Origin of the sequence: Arthrobacter sp. ov118 (genome assembly GCF_900116495.1) — a bacterium.
Taxonomy (GTDB): Bacteria; Actinomycetota; Actinomycetes; order Actinomycetales; family Micrococcaceae; genus Arthrobacter.
In genome coordinates this window covers 1-16,681 of sequence record NZ_FPAY01000015.1, presented here as the reverse complement: position 1 = coordinate 16,681, position 16,681 = coordinate 1, and the positions used below count along the sequence as shown (strand labels likewise).

The window sequence follows — 16,681 nt, the reverse complement described above, 5'->3', positions numbered from 1 at the left end:
GCTGAAGCTAGGCACGCCGATAGAGGACTCCGCGGTGAGGACCCAGGACAAGCTGATGTGGCGCCGGAGCGCCATTGGCGTCAACCATGCCGGGCGGCACCTTCAGGCGGCGTCGGCGACGCCCGTCCTGATTGAAATTCACGGCTGCCCAGCCTCCCGTAAACTCCCGCAGCCACGCGTGTCCGTTCCCTTTGGCTGCGCCCAGTGGTTGCCCCAGATCCCAGTCGAGTTCCGGAGAGTACTGTGTCCGGCTGTAGTCGTCATGGGCAGTCGCGGAGTAGGCCCCGGTACCCCCGTTGAATACCCAGAATGCGGCTAACCCGTAGCTGAAATTGGGATGACGGTCGTTCCCGTCCGTAGGAACCCGAAGAATCGTCAGGCCCGGGCCCTCGGCCTGGGGAAGTTGGGCTTCAACGGTTGCCGGGTCGAAGAGGTTGGTTGCGCTATACCCCAACCAAACCTCCTCGAAGCCCCCGCCGTAGGAGGCATGAGATGCCCACCGGCCCGGCTCGCGCCGGGACTCAGCGATGTTTGGAACCAGGACCTTCCCCACCCGGTTGAGCCGCGGACCCGCATCGTGTATTAAGCTGTTCAGGCCGGCGCGGATCGCTGACAGCGATTCGGCCCCCCGCAGTGGCAGGTTCAAGCCGTAGTAATCGTCGAACACGTCATTGTCAGCCATTACTCCGTCAAAAGGCGAGTCCTCGAGCTCGGCAATGACGTTGGCCACCCACCGGGACAGGTACTCCGGATCCCACACTTTCATCTGCCAGTGTCCGGGATACCGGTCCCACTCCACCCGCCTCCCATCCAGCCGCTGTGCAAACCACCCGGCGCCTTCTCTCTCTGCCTCTGCAAAGGAGACCCCCGACGAGTAGATCGGCCCCGGCTCGTAGTCGCGGGTCGAGGACAGGCACTTGTAGCACAACAACGTCATGTCCGGCCGCCTGCTCTTCAGCTCCCGGGCGGCGTCCAGCTCCCACGGCTGCAAAATCGCGGCCCGGTAGTGTTCGGCGGCGAAATCGATCTGCTCGGCGGTCATCGGATCGCCATACCGGATCCAGGCTCCGACACCGCTCATAATGCTGCCCTCAGGCTGTCGCCATGTTTCGCAGTTTCGGCCACCGGCAGAGCTGACATGTCGCCCAGCGCACGGTAGATCTCGTTGTATGAAGTCATGACGTCGTGCATCTGAAAGAACTCTTCCACGCGTGCGCGCGCATTGGCCGCATACTCTTTATATGTTTCTACGTTGCCGACGACGGACTGAATGCCGGCGGCCATCTGATGTACATCACCAGGCGCAGTGAGCACCCCGCAGGGACCCAATGTACGACCCTCGGGGGTGTAGAGGTCGTCGGCGACGAGTTGGCTCATGCCACCTACGTCCGAGCCGACGGTCGGGATGCCGGCGGCCATGGCCTCTAGAACCACGATCGGCTGGCCCTCGTTGTAGCTGGGGAGCACAAGAACATCGAACTGGTCCAACATGTCGCGCACGTTGACCGTGCCGTGAACTGTGACCTGATCGTGTAGGCCCAGACTTTCGATCTTCGCCAGGCAGGCCTCGTAGTATGCGGGGTCGTGCTCGGTTGGCCCCAGCACATCCAGATGGATGTTCGGATAGCCGCGTTGACCCAGCAGGTGGATGCTCGAGAGCAGGTCCATAAGGCCCTTGATCGGAACTAGACGCGCAATATAGACCAACCGCCAGGTGTGGGCGGACGGAAGCTGCGTAATATGCTGCAGCGCGTTTTGGCGGGCCCGGTACTTTTCCTCGAACTCCTCAATGACCATGCCATTTGGCACGACCACCGCCTTGTCAATATCGGTTCCCAGACGTGCTGCCTCAGTAATCGCCGTGGGGTACAAATACGTGATGAGTTTGGCACTCGGGTAGCAGAAATGACCCATTTCCGTCCACCATGCCATCCACGCCCTCTGCTCGGGCGTCACGTCAAAGCTGCGATAGTCGTCCGAGGTGACGGACAGTGCCATGTTGCGGCTCAGCAGGGTATTGATCGTATCCCTGACATAGAGGTTGTGCTCTGTCAGCAAGAAGGATGAGCCATGGTCCCGTGCGGCCGCAGCACCGAGCAAGGATGCGTAGCCCGTGGTGTGGGCATGGTAAACGCGGGCTCGGGGCATTGACTCGCCGAGCGTTGCGAAGGCCAGGGAGAAGAAATTACGCAAAGTCCAAAACGAGTCGGCCAACGAAAGATCGAGCTGGGGCATTCTCTGCGCCAGCGCTTCCATAAACTCACGGGAACCCAGCAATGCCCACAGCGGATAACGCCGGGTGCGTTCGTTGAGGCCCTCGCCAATGAGATCCCACAGGGCCTGCGTCTCGCCGTCCTCCGACAGCGCGTATAGAGCGTCGAACAAGCGGTGAGAAAGTGCCGTGCGCTCTTCAGCGGTCATGCCAAGGTCTTGGGCGGAAACCGCCGAGAAGTTGTGTCGGTGCTCCTGCATATTGAGGTACACGGGTCGAACCCACAGGACGTTGCCCGGCATCCCGTACAAGTCCTCGTGTGGGGCGTCGGAATCCCACGTGATGTGGATGATCCCATACGTGAGATCCGGGTTATGGGTGACGATGTCGTGAACTACGGCCGACACCCCGCCTTTTAGGTATGGGTACGTGGACTCCATGACTATCGCTACGTCAACGTCCGGGTACTCCCGATTACGGATTTCCTGGGCCGCTGGAACGGTCAGGGAGTCTTGAAGCCTTGGACGCCTGGCTTTAGGCAAGAGAAAGCTGTACATGAGTTATTCCTTAGGAGCGCTGGGATGTACGTAGACGCCGGCAGACCGGGCCCCGGCTGCCCGGGACTCGGGCGCGAAGCTGCAAAGTCTGGGCGGAGGTAAAGGCCTGTCCGGGATCACCAGGTCGTTGCGTGGCGCCAGAACAGGGTGTACTCCGGCTGGGACCAGTGTCGTTTGTAGAGCAGCCAGGCCACACAAACCAGAATGAGATCGGCAACAACCAGCGCCGAATAGGCACCCGCCCCGCTGGCTCCGTCACCCGGAACGCCGAACAAAGTGAACGCAGCCATGCAAAGGAGTAAATGGGCGCCCCCCAAGAATTGGGGGGAGGCCTTCTCTCCGATGAAATCAAGCTCGTAGCTTAGGAGGGTCAGCATCATGAAAGCCCACGACGATGCGCCCGCGAAGACTGCCAACAGCACCTGCGCCGGCTGCAACCCGTTTACCGCCAGCGAAACCGCCAAAGTAAGTAGAACCCCAATCGTGCCAGTTGTAAGCACGGATCGGTCCACGACGAGGCTCAGGCGTTTCGATGTCCTAAGCAGCACCGCCAGTGGTTCTTCGGCGATAGTCCTGTGGAGTCCTGCCACCTCACGGTCCACCCGAGGCGCCAGATTGATGAAGTAGAAGTTGTAGGCGACGACAGCGGGCAGCATCGCTGCGAACACCACTACAACCTGGAAGTCACCGCCCGTAGCCAGGAACAACACCAATTTGTCCGCCCACAGGACCGATCCCATAAGCAGTCCACGGAGAACATCGGCACCGAAATCGCGAATCCCAATTCTATGGGCTACTCCGAGTTGGCGTAGTCCGTGGCCCATAGCCGCAATCTGGGTCGCAGACCCGATCACCGGAGGCAGCCACCAGAGTGTCGGGGCAGCCAAGAGTGCGGCGGCGTACGCCGTCCAGGCCACGGCCCAAAGTCCACGACGGTTTGCTACGTTGGCCATCACCAGGGACTGCACGAACAGCAGGTGTAATCCGCACAACGCTGCGAAGGTAGCCACCGCCGTGTACGACCATCCCGTCAGAAGCCACAGCGGCAGCGCAAAAAGTGCCACCAACGGGAGCGACTGAACAAACATCATCGGCCAGAATTGGCAAAAGCGTCCGGTGATGGCTTTCAGATCCCGCTCAGCCATGAGATCCCCTATAACCCGATAGACCGGCAGACAAGCCGCCTGCGCGAGCCACGGTACGGTGATGGACGAAGCGAGAACCACCAGGGTCAACGGGACGCCTCCGACGTCCACCGCTGCCATCCCAGGGCTCACCGATGGGTAGACAAGGTTCAACAGGATGACCGGCGAAAGGTACAGCAGGAGGGCCGCCCCCGTTCGGGCATCACCACTGCGTTCCGCTAGGTCCTCCCCTGCCTCAATCCCCGGGCGCATCATGATGAGGAGCGTGATCATGACCAGAATGACGCCGGCGGCCAGGAGCACGGTGGATGACCCCGACGGCAGTACTGCCTCGGCGAATGGTACAAGTGCCGTGAGCACAAGGCCCACGGTCATGGCGAGCATCTGCTTGCGCGCGTAGGCGTCCCTCATCAGGGCGCTGAGTGGTTTCATTGCTTCCCCCATTGCAACTGCTTCCATGCCACATGCCTCCCCAGAGGCCGCCGACAAACCATGCTTCGCACGGGACGGCAGGTGGCGTGGACTACTAGACCGGTCTCATCGGTGCTTCTCTACGCGGCAGCATGTGCAACGCTGCTGAGACTCGCGAGATCAGCCACTGATTTCGGGCCCGTCCCTTCCAGACGACGAAGATTCCGGAGGGTCGTTTGGGCCCACTTGAAAATCTACCCACGACATGGAGAACGTTCGCCAGTAGTCCCTACCTGAGTTACATAGCCCTGGGGCGGACTCAGTACCTGCAGACAGCACTTGGCTACTCAGTCTCAAGCGCCTTGACTACTTGGGTGGCCGAACAAGACCGACCCGGCAGCGTCGTGGCACTTCCGGCGCCGGCTGCCGCAGCTCCCACTGCCCAAAAAATGGAAAGTATGCTTACGATGTAGTGGACAACACCGATCCGACAGCACTCGGTTTAACGACACCGCTTGGAAGGATGAACCAATGACTGACAATGGCAACAACGGCGAAGGCTTTGTAGTTCCGAACCCGTCGAAGCTCCGCGAGGACATCCCCGGCGACGCCGGTGACGAGGCCAACGCCATCCGCTTCAGCGAAGAGCAGGCCCTGATCGAGGAACAGTCTCACGGGATCCGGCCGGAGCGCTACGACGTTCCCGCCGGCGGGCCGACGATGGCCGAAGGACGCGGGAACATGGACCTGCCGCCCGAGGACGCCGATGGCTCACCCGCGGGTGACAGCAGCGACGACGGCCTGCACGGCGGCGCCGAACAATAGGCACGGAAGTGTAGGCGCCGAAGTGTAGGCACGGAATAGCCGGCCGCTCACCCAGGCTCAGCCTCCCGGCTCGAACGCTGCCGTTCCCATCATCAGGATGCCGCGCTGGGGTATCCAGAAATCCCCCAGCTTGTCCTGGACCGGCAGGGCCGTCGGCTTTCCCAGGTCGTGTCCCTGCAGTGCGGCCCGGCTGCCGGCGACCAACCACACGCGCCGGGGGCGGACGCCGAAACGCTGGCCGTTGGGCACGGAACCCGTCAGCCTGAGCCGGCCCGCTCCCAGGAGCGGGCCGGCGACGGCACCCATGGCCGCCAGGAAACGGCGGCTGCGCCAGAGCCGATCCGGCACAGCCCCGGAAACCGCCGACATGAACCTGGTGACCGGCGTGGCCCGCAGCGTGAGCTCCCAGTGCAGCACTGCGCCGCCGTCGACGTCCACAGTAAAGGCGTGACTGCCTCCCCAGGCGAGGGAGATGCGCGAGGTCGACGCCGATTCGAGGGCGGCGCCGAAGTACCGGGGGCAGGACAGTCCGGGGTCCACGGTGCCGTGCATTGACCAGGCACCGGCAGGATCCCGGATCCAGACCGAGGTGTACCCCGGCCCGATCGATGACGCGGCGAAGCGCCGCAACGCCAGGACGTAGCCGGAACTGAACGGAACCCCGGTGACGCCGAAGCCGGTAAAGCGTTCCTCGTCCCCGGTGAGGCCGACTCCGGTGACACCATCGCCGGCGCCGGCGTCCGCGCCAGAATGTCCGGCCGCCCGCTCGGCTGCCTCAATCAAGGTCTGGGGACTCGGCATGGCATCAGCCTCCGGATTGCGTCGGACCCGGCCTGTGCCCAGACTAGGTGTGCCCGAGCTACATGTGCACGTGCAGCCGGCGTGCCGCTTCCGAGATGGAGCCGCTCAGCGACGGGTACACCGTGAAGGTGCTGGCGACGTCGTCAACGTGCAGTTTCTGGGTGACGGCAATCGAGATCGCGAAGATGAGTTCGGAGGCGTTCGGACCCACCACGACGCCGCCGATCACGGTGCCGGAGCCCTTGCGGGCGAAGATCTTGACGAAACCGTCGCGGTGGTTGCGCATCTTGGCGCGGGCGTTGCTGCGCAGGGACAGCTTGATCACATCGCCCTGGTACTTGCCGGAGTCGATCTCCGCCTCGGACACGCCCACGGAGGCGATTTCCGGCGAGGTGAAGATGTTGGACGCCACTTGGTGCAGCTTGATCGGCATGACAGCGTCGCCGAGGAAGTGCGCCACGGCAATCCGGCCCTGCATCGCGGCCACGGAGGCCAGCGCGAGGACGCCGGTGCAGTCGCCCGCGGCGTAGATGTTCGGCGCCGTGGTGCGCGAGACGCCGTCGACCTTGATGTGGCCGCTCTCGGTGACGGCGACGCCGGCTTCCTCCAGGCCGATTCCGGCCGTGTTGGGGATCGAGCCGACGCAGACGAGGCAGTGGCTGCCGGTCACCTTCGAGCCGTCGCCGAGGGTGACCACGACGCCGTCCTCCGTGCGTTCCACGGTCTCGGCCCGGGCGCGGGAGAGCACCTTCAGACCGCGGCGTTCAAAGACGCCTTCAAGGACCTCCGCGGCGTCCGTGTCCGAGCCCGGCAGGACCCGGTCGCGGCTGGAAATCAGGGTGACCTTGGAACCCAGGCCGTTGTAGGCCGAGGCGAATTCCGCGCCAGTGACACCGGACCCCACCACGATCAGTTCCTCGGGGAGTTCGTCCATGTTGTAGATCTGGGCCCAGTTCAGGATGCGTTCGCCGTCCGGCCGCGCGGTGGGCAGCTCGCGCGGGTGGGCGCCGACGGCGAGCAGGATGGTGTCCGCTTCCACGATCTCGGTGCCGTCGGCGGTGAGCACCTCGATGGTGTGGTTGTCCAGCAGCTTGCCGGAACCGAGCAGGATGCGCACGTTCTGGTGTTCGAGACCGGCCTGGATGTCTTCCGACTGCTTCCGTGCAAGCCGGAGCAGTCGATCGTTGATGTGCTTGAGGTCCGCGCGCATCGCGGGGGCAAAGTCGCCGCCGTCGACGTCGAACTTGACGCCCAGCTCCCCCGCCTCGCCGACGCGGGTCATCAGGTCCGCCGTCGCGATCAGCGTTTTGGACGGCACGACGTCGGTCAGCACCGCAGAGCCGCCAAGACCGGCGCGCTCGATGATGGTGACTTGCGCCCCCAGTGAGGCGGCGACCATGGCGGCTTCGTAGCCGCCGGGCCCTCCGCCGAGAATTGCGATGCGTGGTGAGCTGAAATCGGGATGCGTAGTCACAATCACCCATTCTCCACCATCCCCACCGAGCCACCAATAATCCGGCCCCCCACGGGTCCGGACCGGGGTGCTGGGCAGCAGGCCCGGGGCGCGATAGCTTGTACCAGTGAGCTATACAAAATTCCTGGACGCAGACCCCTTCGATGCCGCCCGCGACGCCGCCGCCTACATCGCCGAAGAGACTGGCGTCGATTCCCACGATGTCGCGCTGGTCCTCGGATCGGGCTGGGGCGACGCCGCCGAACTGATCGGCGAGACCACCGCCACCCTGTCCGCCACCGAAATCCCCGGCTTTTCCGCACCGTCAGTGGTGGGGCACGTGGGTACCATCCGCTCGGTGCTGACCAGGGAGGGCAAGCGGGCCCTGGTCCTGGGCGCGCGCACCCACTACTACGAGGGCAAGGGCGTCCGCTCCGTGGTCCACGGGGTGCGCACCGCCGCGGCCACCGGCTGCAAAACCCTGGTGCTGACCAACGGCTGCGGCGGGCTCAACGAGAACTGGACGCCCGGCACCCCGGTGCTCATCAGTGATCACATCAACCTCACCGCCACCTCTCCCTTGGAAGGGGCAACGTTCGTGGACCTCACGGACCTGTACTCCGCCCGCATCCGCGGCCTGGCCCGCGAAGTGGACCCGTCACTGGACGAGGGCGTCTACGCACAGTTCACGGGGCCGCACTACGAAACACCCGCCGAGGTGCAGTACGCCAAGCGGATCGGCGCCGACCTGGTGGGGATGTCCACGGCACTGGAGGCCATCGCCGGCCGGCACGCGGGAATGGAGGTCTTCGGCATCTCGCTGGTGACCAACCTCGCCGCAGGGATCAGCCCGGTGCCGCTCAGCCACGGGGAAGTCCTGGAGGCCGGCCAAACCGCGGGACCGCGCATTTCCAAGCTGCTCGCGGAGATCATCGCCAAACTTTGATGCGGCCCCAGCGCCTGATCACGGCGCAGGTCTGACCCTGAAACCCACGAACGGGGCTAGTCCGCCGCCAGGTAGTCCAGGACCTTGGCTTTGTCCTCCGGGAACCGGCGCTCCATCGAATCCGCGAGCCCGGCGATGCTCTGGCGGGCCAGGGCCTGGCGCCAGGCGAGCTCGGCCTGGCGCATCGTCTGGGAAATGAGGCACGTCCGGGCGAAGTTCTCCTGCCGGGCCGGTTCCGGGACATTCCCCATGATCGCTGCGCACCGGAAGGCCGGGTCCGTGCCCTCCAGAGCCAGGACGATGTCCAGGACGGAAATGTTCTCCGGCCTGCGGGCCAGAAGGAAGCCGCCGCGCGGGCCCGAGACCGAATCCAGCACCCCGGCCCGGACCAGCGGCTGGAACTGCTTGTTGAGATAGGCGGCGGGGAGCTTGTAGTACTCGGCGAGGCGTGCACTGTTCACCGGCTCCCCCGCCGGCGTCCACGACATGTTGACACAACTGTGCACGGCCCATTCCACCCCGCGGCCCATCTTCATATTTCAGACACTACGTATCCGGAAATTTGGGTGTCAAGGGTCCGCCGGCCCGCGGGAAGAGCCCGCCACTCGATTGCCCGGCGAGGAATCACGATAGTTTGGTTCCTATGACGTCTTCTGATGCCGAACTCGCCCGACTCCTGAGCGACGCCCGCGACTGGGCCGACCAGGACCCGGACCCCGCCACTGCCACCGCCTTGACCGAGCTGATCCGCCTCACGGACGCGGGCGTCCCGGCGGCCCGCCAGGAACTGGCTGACAGCTTCAGCGGCACCCTGCAATTCGGCACCGCAGGACTGCGGGCAGCCCTGGGGCCGGGCCCCAACCGGATGAACCGCTCCGTGGTGCGCCGCGCCGCCGCCGGGTTTACCGCCTTCCTCACCCACGCCGTCGAGCAGGCCTCCCCCGGGACCCGCCCGCGCGCCGTCGTCGGTTTCGACGCCCGCTACAACTCAGACATTTTTGCCGAGGAAACCGCCGCGATCCTTACCGCGGCCGGGGTTGAAACCTTCCTGATGCCGGCCGCGCTGCCCACCCCGCTGCTCGCCTACGCGGTCCGGGCGCTCGAGTGCGACGGCGGCGTCATGGTCACCGCCAGCCACAACCCGCCGCAGGACAACGGCTACAAGGTCTACCTTGGCCGCCATGCCGTCGAAGAGAGCGGCCGCGGCGCCCAGATCGTGGCACCGTACGATGCCCTGATCGCGGCGAAGATCGACGCCGTCGACACCGTGGAGTCCGTCATCCTGGCCGCGGACGGGTGGACCGTGCTGGAGCCCTCCGTCGCCGCCGACTACGAGGCCGCCGTCGCCGCGCTGGCAGCACCGGAACACTTCCCGGCCCGTGACCTGAAGATCGTCCTGACCCCCATGCACGGCGTGGGCGGCGAGACGGCCGCCGCCGTGCTGAACGCCGCCGGCTTCGCCGACGTCACGCTCGTCGCGGAGCAGGCGCAGCCTGACCCGGACTTCCCCACCGTGAACTTCCCCAACCCCGAGGAGCCCGGCGCCCTGGACCTGGCCCTGGAAACGGCCGCCCGCGTCGACGCCGACATCGTCATTGCCAACGATCCCGACGCCGACCGGGCAGCTGTGGCGGCAAAAGACCCGGCCACCGGGGCGTGGCGCATGCTGCGCGGCGACGAGGTCGGTGCCCTGCTGGGCGCGCATATCGTGGCCCGGCAGGCGGCCGGCGGCAGCGACGGGTCCGACGGCGTGTTCGCCAACTCGATCGTGTCCTCACGGCTGCTGGCGCGGATCGCGGCCGCGGCGGGCTATGCGCATGAGGAAACCCTGACCGGCTTCAAATGGATTGCCCGGGTGCCCGGACTGGTCTACGGCTATGAGGAGGCGCTGGGCTACTGCGTTGCCCCGTCGCTGGTGCGGGACAAGGACGGGATCTCCGCGGCGGTCCTGATCGCCGAACTCGCGGCGGCGGCCAAGGCCGCGGGGAAGACCATTTTTGACACCCTGGACGAGCTCTACCTGGTGCACGGGCTGCACGCGAGCGACCAGCTCAGCATCCGCGTGGCGGACCTGGGGCTGCTGGACGCCATGATGAACCGGCTGCGGGTCAGCCCGCCGGAATCATTCGGCGGTTCCGCCGTCGAGACGGTCACGGACCTCGCCGAGGGCAGTGAGAACCTGCCGCCCACCGAGGGCCTGCTGTACGTGGCGAAGGACCTCAGCCGCGTCATCATCCGGCCCAGCGGCACCGAACCGAAGCTCAAGTGCTACCTGGAGGTCATCCGCAGCGTCGGCTCGGCCGCGGAACTCCCGGCGGCCCGGACCGAGGCCCGCGCCGCCCTGGACAGCGTCCTCGCGGACGTTCGCGAGGCCTTGGGCCTGTAACCGCTCCCGGCTTAGAGCTCGACCTCGATGTAGCCGTTCACGACCCGGGTGGCGAACGTGGCCAGCCGGAGTCCGGGTGCCGTGAGGCATTCACCGGTGGCGAGGTCGTAGACCTCCTTGTGCAGGGGGGAGGCGATGGTCGGGCGCGCACCGCGGGAACCGGTGATGCCGCGCGCCATAACGTGGGCGCCGGTGGCCGGATCTTCCTGCGCGACGGCGAAAACCTCTCCGGCCAGGGTCCTGAACAGAGCGACCTGCCGGCCGGAAATCAGTGCTGCCTCACCCCATCCGGGCTCCAGGTCCGCAACGGCGCACACACCGTACCAGCCGGCAACAACGTCGCCATTTCCCCGGGACGCGCGTTCTTCAATTTCAAGTACTGCGGTCATTTTGGCCCCTCTCAACGTACCCGTTCATTCGGGCAGGACCGCTGGTGCGGCCACCTCTCCAAGCTAGGGCCGCGGTGTAACAACCGCGTGCAGTCAATGTGTCCGGCGCGTAAAAGAGACTTCACGGGGCCGGAAATCTATTCGTGATGCAGAAGTTAAGATCACGAAACAATTGGGAAACTGAAGCGAAACTGCGCCTCCCTAGGCTGATTGGACAAGCTGCAGAGCACCGTCTGCGGCCCATGCGAAAGGCCCACCGTGACCGGACAGACTTCAAGCCACCCAAACTTTGGCGCAGCCAGCGCCGCCAGCCCGCGACGCATCGTGGTGGCCGGCGGCGGCCCTGCAGCCCATCGTTTCGCCGACGCCATGCACGCCCGCGGCCTCGACGGGTGGCAGGTCACCGTCCTCGCCGAGGAAGCCCACCTCCCCTACGACCGCGTCGCACTGAGCAAGGCGCTCACTGACGCCGACGTCGACCTCACCCTGGGCGATGCCTCCATGTGGGACCACGAAGCCCTCATCCTCAAGACCGGCGAGCGCGTGATCAGCATCGACCCCGCCGGCAGGACCGTCGCCACCGCCGCCGGCACCGTCTACCCCTACGACGAGCTCGTCGTCGCCACGGGCTCCGACGCGGCCCGCCTGCCCATCCCCGGTGCCGAGCTCACCCACGTCTACCGCACCCTTGAGGACGTCTGGTCCATCAACAAGGCCATCGCGGAACTGACCGAGAAGCTGGGCCGCCAGGTCATTGCCGTGACGATTGGCGGCGGCCTCCTGGGCCTCGAGTCCGCCGCCGGCACCGAACAGCTCGGCGCCGTCCCCGTGGTCATCAATGGTTCGCCCTGGCTCATGAACACCCAGCTGGACGAAGGCGCCGGGCAGGCCCTCGGCCGCCTGATCGAAGCCAAGGGCTTTACCGTCCACGGCGGTGTCTTCCCCACCGAGGTACTCTCCGACGACGACGGTCAGGTCACCGGCGTCCTCATGGCCGACGGCCGGATCATCGATGCCGACATCGTCATCGTTGCGATCGGCGTCAAGCCCCGCGACGAACTGTTCCGCGCCGCGAACGGCCCGGACGGGCAAAGCGGGGCACAGCAGTTCCAGCTCGGCCCCCGCGGCGGCGTCGTCATTTCCGACGGCTGCGAAACCGAGGTCCCCGGCATCTGGGCCATCGGCGAGGTCGCGAACTTCGGCGGCATGTGCCTGGGCCTCGTCGCCCCGGCCAACACCATGGCCGAAATCGTCGCTGACCGGCTGCACGGCGGCGAGGCTACGTTCCCCGGCTTCGACACCGCCACCAAGCTCAAGCTTTCCGGCGTCGACGTCGCCAGCTTCGGCGACGCCTTCGCCAAGACCGAACACGCCCTTGAGATCGTCTACGCCGACCCGGCCCGCGGCGTTTACCAGAAGATCGTCACCACGGACGACGCGAAGACCCTCCTCGGCGGCATCTTCGTCGGCGACGCCGCCCCGTACACCAGCCTGCGCCCCATGCTCGGCCGCGAGCTGGCTGCCGAACCCGGCGCCTACCTCACCGCCGCCGTCGGCGGGGACGCGCCGGAAACAGAACTGCCGGACGACGCCACCCTGTGCTCCTGCAACAACGTCGCCGCCGGAACCATCCGCGACACCATCAACGGCTGCGGCGCCTGCGAGGGCAACGCCCCCGTCCGGGAACTCGGCGAGCTCAAGGGCTGCACCCGCGCCGGAACCCAGTGCGGCTCCTGCGTGCCCATGCTCAAGAAGCTGCTCGAAACTGAACTGACCAAGTCCGGCGTCGAAGTTTCGAAGGCCCTCTGCGAACACATCGAGCTCTCGCGCCAGGAACTGTTCGACGCCATCCGCGTCCTGGAACTGACCTCGTTCGAAGAAATCATGACCAAGTACGGCACCGGTGCGGGTTGCGACATCTGCAAACCGACCGTTGCCAACATCCTGGCCAGCCAGAACAGCGCCTACGTCCTGGACGCCGGCCGCGGAACCCTGCAGGACACCAACGACCGCGCCCTGGCCAACATGCAAAAGGACGGCACCTACTCTGTGGTCCCGCGCATCGCCGGCGGCGAGATCACCCCCAAGAAGCTGGGCGTGATCGCCTCAGTCGCCGATAGGTACGGCCTCTACACCAAAATCACCGGCGGCCAGCGGATCGACATGTTCGGCGCACGGCTGGAGCAGCTTCCGGAGATCTGGAAGGAGCTCGTGGACGCCGGCTTCGAATCCGGCCAAGCGTACGGCAAGAGCCTGCGCACCGTGAAGTCCTGCGTCGGCTCCACCTGGTGCCGCTTCGGGGTTCAGGACTCGGTGGCCATGGCCATCCAGCTTGAACTGCGCTACCGCGGACTCCGCAGCCCGCACAAGCTGAAGATGGGCGTCTCCGGCTGCGCCCGCGAATGCGCCGAGGCCCGGGGCAAGGACGTCGGCGTCATCGCGACGGCGGACGGCTGGAACCTGTATGTCGGCGGCAACGGCGGCGCCACCCCGGCGCACGCCCAGCTGCTGGCCAAGGACCTCGACGACGAAACCCTGATCAAGTACATCGACCGCTACTTCATGTACTACATCCGCACCGCCGACCGCCTGCAGCGCACCGCGCGCTGGCAGGAGGAGCTCGACGGCGGCATCAAGCACGTCGAGGATGTGGTGGTCAAGGACACCCTGGGCATCGCCGAGGACCTTGAGGCCGCCATGGCCAAGCACGTGGACACCTACGTCGATGAATGGGCCGACACCCTGAAGGATCCCGAGCGCCTGCGCCGTTTCCGCTCCTTCGTCAACGCCCCGGACCAGAGGGACGATTCCATCACCTTCGTCCCCGACGAGCGCGGCCAGATGCGCCCCGCCACGGCCGAGGAAAAGGGCTCGACGCTGATCGCGACGACTATTCCCGTCCGGGCAGCCGATCTCACCAGCAGCGACGCCACCGAAAGCAAGGTCTAACCATGCAGCTCAGCATCGATCTCACCGGCCGCGACGTCCTGATCACGGGTTCCGAGACCGCCGCCCGCCAGGCCGTGCGCCGCTACGAAGCAGCCGGCGCCGTGGTCTCCCGGCTCAGCACTCCCCACGGCGCCGGGCACGACCGCCCCCTGCCCGAGCGGCCCTTCCTGGTGGCGGCCGTGGAGGACGGCCAGCCCGGATGGGACGCCCTGCTGGATCGCTGCCGCGCTGCCGGCATCCCCGTCTCGGCCGAACCCGCCGCGGGCCCCGCCGGGCACGTCACCCTGGTCGGCGGCGGCCCCGGGACCACCGAGCTGCTGACCGTGGCGGCAGTCAACGCGCTGCGGGACGCCGACGTCGTCTTCTACGACCGCCTCGCCCCCTACCAGGACCTGCCGTCCCTGGCCTCGGCCGAGCTCGTGGACGTCGGCAAGAAGCCCGGCCACCACAAGGTCAGCCAGGGCGACATCGAGAAGCTCATGGTGGAAAGCGCGCTGGCCGGCAACAACGTGGTCCGGCTCAAGGGCGGGGACCCCTATGTCTTTGGCCGGGGAGGAGAGGAAGTCGCTTCCTGCGTCGCCGCCGGCGTTCCGGTCCGGGTGGTGTCGGGCGTGACCAGCGCCATCTCGGTGCCGGCCGCCGCCGGCATCCCCGTCACCCACCGCGAGGTCAGCCACATGTTCACCGTAATCTCCGGGCACGCCCCGCTGACCGAAAATGAACTCAAGCATTTGGCCGGGCTCGGCGGAACCATCGTAGTCTTGATGGGCATCGGTACCTTGCACCACCTCACAGCCGGGCTCCGCCGGGCCGGGATGCGCACCGACATGCCGATGGCCGTCGTCGAACGCGGCTACCGTCCCGGCCAGCGCACCACGATCGCCGAACTCGGCACCATCACCACCGCGGCCGCCGGCTGCAGCAACCCGGCCGTCCTGGTGATCGGCGACGTCGTCCGGGTGGCCGAAGCCAACCGGGGCTGTGCCGAGGCCACGGCAGAACTCGACCGCCTGGCCGCATCACTGCTGGAAGCTTAAGGATTCACATGAGCGCACTGAACGCCATCGCCGCCGCCTTTCCGGAGCCCGGCGCCCCGGCCACTGCCGGCACGCCGGATCCTGCCGATGACGGGTCCGAGAAGGACCTGCCGCTGGACGGATTCCGGATCGGCGTCACCTCGCACCGCCGCTCCCAGGACCTCATCGAGGCCCTGGAGCGCCGCGGCGCGGAAGTGCTCCACGCCCCGGCGCTGAAGATCGCCCCGGTCCGGGAGGACCAGAGCCTGATCGATGACACCCGGGCCATCATCGCCGCCAAGCCCGATCTCTGCATCGCCACCACCGCGTACGGCATGCGCCGCTGGTGCGAGGCCGCGGACACCTTCGGCATCGGCGAACAGCTGCTGGAGACCCTCTCCGCCACCCGGATGTTTGTGCGCGGGCCAAAGGCCCGCGGGGCCGTCCGTGCGGCCGGGCTCGCCGACGTGGGGATCAGCAGCGACGAAACCACCGCCACGCTCGTGGACATGCTCCTGGCGGAGGGTGTGCGGGGCAAGACGGTGGCGGTGCAGCTGCACGGCTACACCGACGTCCGGCAGCTGGAGCGCCTGCGCATGTCCGGCGCCACCGTCCTGACCGTCACCCCGTACCGCTGGGTCAAGCCCGACGGCGCGGACCGGCTGCCCAAGCTCATTGAAGCCGCGTGCAGCGGCAACCTGGACGTCCTGACCTTCACGAGCGCCCCCGCCGTGGATGCGATGTGGAGCACGGCGCACGAGATGGGCGTCTACAAGCAGCTCGTGGAGAGCCTGAAAACCACGGTGGCGACCGCCGTCGTCGGGCCCATCACGGCGCAGCCGCTGCTCGACGCCGGGCTGCAGCCGCTGATCCCCGAACGGTTCCGGATGGGTGCCCTGATCCGGCTCGTCTGCGAGCACCTGGCGCTCAACCACGTCCGCCGGCTCGACACCGTGTCCGGCAGCGTGGAGCTGCGCGGCCGCTCGCTGCGCATCAACGGCGAGCCGATAGAGATGGCGCCCGCGCCGCTGCTGCTGCTGCGCGCGCTGATCGGCGCCGGCGGGGCGGTGCTGTCCCGCGAAGCGCTCTCGGACCTGCTGGAACTGCGCGGCTCCGTGCACGCCCTGGACATGACGGTCAGCCGGCTGCGGTCCGCGCTGCCGGACACCCGGCTCGTGGAAACCGTCGTGAAGCGCGGTTACCGCATCCGGGTCTAACGCAACGCGGGGTCACTTAGCGCCCAATGATGCCGGCGGTTTCTAGTGGTCGTTGCAACACGTTTGGCGGCTTAGGTCGTTAGTAGTAGATCACGCAGGCGCTCGGCTGGGGTATCCCAGTCGAGCGTTTTGCGTGGGCGGCCGTTGAGTTTCTGGGCGACGAGCTCGAGATCCTCTGGCCCGTAGGCGGACAGGTCGGTGCCTTTGGGGAAGTACTGGCGCAGCAGTCCGTTCGTGTTTTCGTTCGAGCCGCGCTGCCAGGGGCTGGCCGGGTCGCAGAAGTAGACGTCCATGTCCGTGGCGAGGCTGAAGGATTTGTGGGCGGCCATTTCCGCTCCCTGGTCCCAGGTCAGGGACCCCCGCAGGTGCGCTGG

General features: G+C 66.5%; 14 protein-coding genes. 6 read left to right on the top strand and 8 right to left on the bottom strand.

Annotation, left to right across the window (positions count from 1 at the left end):
• Nucleotides 1–7: 7 nt before the first annotated feature.
• From BM372_RS19630 to BM372_RS19620, 3 genes are all read right to left on the bottom strand, one after another.
• Entirely contained in the window at nt 8–1,042 is a 1,035-nt protein-coding gene (locus BM372_RS19630; protein ID WP_371261767.1) for a putative glycoside hydrolase, read from the bottom strand.
• Between the two features lie 35 nt (nt 1,043–1,077).
• Nucleotides 1,078–2,769 (bottom strand): GT4 family glycosyltransferase PelF, encoded by a 1,692-nt coding sequence (gene pelF, locus BM372_RS19625; protein WP_090957126.1) that lies wholly within the window; start codon nt 2,767–2,769, stop codon nt 1,078–1,080.
• A gap of 116 nt (nt 2,770–2,885) precedes the next feature.
• Entirely contained in the window at nt 2,886–4,373 is a 1,488-nt protein-coding gene (locus tag BM372_RS19620; RefSeq protein WP_256214456.1) for a hypothetical protein, read from the bottom strand.
• A gap of 483 nt (nt 4,374–4,856) precedes the next feature.
• Here BM372_RS19620 and BM372_RS19615 point away from each other — a divergent pair, with 483 nt between their 5' ends.
• Entirely contained in the window at nt 4,857–5,150 is a 294-nt protein-coding gene (locus BM372_RS19615) for a hypothetical protein (RefSeq protein WP_090957125.1), read from the top strand.
• Nucleotides 5,151–5,207: 57 nt separating this feature from the next.
• On the opposite strand, the gene BM372_RS19610 is transcribed toward BM372_RS19615, so the two are convergent.
• Together BM372_RS19610 and BM372_RS19605 are read right to left on the bottom strand one after the other, a co-directional pair.
• Nucleotides 5,208–5,951, bottom strand: coding sequence for a hypothetical protein (locus BM372_RS19610; RefSeq protein WP_090957124.1), 744 nt, complete (start codon nt 5,949–5,951; stop codon nt 5,208–5,210).
• Nucleotides 5,952–6,009: 58 nt separating this feature from the next.
• On the bottom strand, nt 6,010–7,425 hold the full coding sequence (locus BM372_RS19605; protein ID WP_090957154.1) for an NAD(P)H-quinone dehydrogenase: 1,416 nt from the start codon (nt 7,423–7,425) through the stop codon (nt 6,010–6,012).
• 106 nt (nt 7,426–7,531) lie between these two features.
• Between BM372_RS19605 and BM372_RS19600 the strand changes: the two genes are divergently transcribed.
• Nucleotides 7,532–8,350: a purine-nucleoside phosphorylase gene (locus tag BM372_RS19600; RefSeq protein WP_090957123.1), complete on the top strand. Its 819-nt coding sequence runs from the start codon at nt 7,532–7,534 to the stop codon at nt 8,348–8,350.
• 56 nt (nt 8,351–8,406) lie between these two features.
• On the opposite strand, the gene BM372_RS19595 is transcribed toward BM372_RS19600, so the two are convergent.
• Nucleotides 8,407–8,886: an RrF2 family transcriptional regulator gene (locus BM372_RS19595; RefSeq protein ID WP_090957122.1), complete on the bottom strand. Its 480-nt coding sequence runs from the start codon at nt 8,884–8,886 to the stop codon at nt 8,407–8,409.
• Nucleotides 8,887–8,993: 107 nt separating this feature from the next.
• Between BM372_RS19595 and BM372_RS19590 the strand changes: the two genes are divergently transcribed.
• On the top strand, nt 8,994–10,736 hold the full coding sequence (locus tag BM372_RS19590; RefSeq protein WP_090957121.1) for a phospho-sugar mutase: 1,743 nt from the start codon (nt 8,994–8,996) through the stop codon (nt 10,734–10,736).
• An 11-nt stretch (nt 10,737–10,747) separates the two neighbouring features.
• On the opposite strand, the gene nirD is transcribed toward BM372_RS19590, so the two are convergent.
• Nucleotides 10,748–11,125 carry a nitrite reductase small subunit NirD gene (gene nirD, locus BM372_RS19585; RefSeq protein ID WP_090957120.1) on the bottom strand — a complete coding sequence of 126 codons (378 nt, stop codon included), beginning with the start codon at nt 11,123–11,125 and terminating at the stop codon, nt 10,748–10,750.
• Between the two features lie 258 nt (nt 11,126–11,383).
• On the opposite strand from nirD, the gene nirB reads away from it, so the two are divergent.
• Genes nirB through BM372_RS19570 form a run of 3 tightly spaced genes read left to right on the top strand, consistent with a single transcriptional unit; the run spans nt 11,384 to nt 16,307 of the window.
• On the top strand, nt 11,384–14,074 hold the full coding sequence (nirB, locus tag BM372_RS19580) for a nitrite reductase large subunit NirB (RefSeq protein WP_090957153.1): 2,691 nt from the start codon (nt 11,384–11,386) through the stop codon (nt 14,072–14,074).
• 2 nt (nt 14,075–14,076) lie between these two features.
• Nucleotides 14,077–15,111 (top strand): uroporphyrinogen-III C-methyltransferase, encoded by a 1,035-nt coding sequence (cobA, locus tag BM372_RS19575; RefSeq protein ID WP_090957119.1) that lies wholly within the window; start codon nt 14,077–14,079, stop codon nt 15,109–15,111.
• Nucleotides 15,112–15,119: 8 nt separating this feature from the next.
• Nucleotides 15,120–16,307, top strand: coding sequence for a uroporphyrinogen-III synthase (locus tag BM372_RS19570; RefSeq protein WP_090957118.1), 1,188 nt, complete (start codon nt 15,120–15,122; stop codon nt 16,305–16,307).
• Nucleotides 16,308–16,378: 71 nt separating this feature from the next.
• Here the strand turns inward: BM372_RS19570 and BM372_RS19565 are convergent.
• A partial coding sequence (locus BM372_RS19565) for an IS30 family transposase (RefSeq protein WP_143111519.1) occupies nt 16,379–16,681 on the bottom strand: 303 nt, incomplete at its 5' end.

Coding starts and splice junctions, on each gene's coding strand:
- BM372_RS19610 (WP_090957124.1), bottom strand. CDS start 5,951: ATGCCGAGTCCCCAGACCTTGATTGAGGCAGCCGAGCGGGCGGCCGGA.
- BM372_RS19620 (WP_256214456.1), bottom strand. CDS start 4,373: ATGGAAGCAGTTGCAATGGGGGAAGCAATGAAACCACTCAGCGCCCTG.
- BM372_RS19595 (WP_090957122.1), bottom strand. CDS start 8,886: ATGAAGATGGGCCGCGGGGTGGAATGGGCCGTGCACAGTTGTGTCAAC.
- cobA (WP_090957119.1), top strand. CDS start 14,077: ATGCAGCTCAGCATCGATCTCACCGGCCGCGACGTCCTGATCACGGGT.
- BM372_RS19570 (WP_090957118.1), top strand. CDS start 15,120: ATGAGCGCACTGAACGCCATCGCCGCCGCCTTTCCGGAGCCCGGCGCC.
- BM372_RS19630 (WP_371261767.1), bottom strand. CDS start 1,042: ATGACCGCCGAGCAGATCGATTTCGCCGCCGAACACTACCGGGCCGCG.
- pelF (WP_090957126.1), bottom strand. CDS start 2,769: ATGTACAGCTTTCTCTTGCCTAAAGCCAGGCGTCCAAGGCTTCAAGAC.
- BM372_RS19615 (WP_090957125.1), top strand. CDS start 4,857: ATGACTGACAATGGCAACAACGGCGAAGGCTTTGTAGTTCCGAACCCG.
- BM372_RS19590 (WP_090957121.1), top strand. CDS start 8,994: ATGACGTCTTCTGATGCCGAACTCGCCCGACTCCTGAGCGACGCCCGC.
- nirD (WP_090957120.1), bottom strand. CDS start 11,125: ATGACCGCAGTACTTGAAATTGAAGAACGCGCGTCCCGGGGAAATGGC.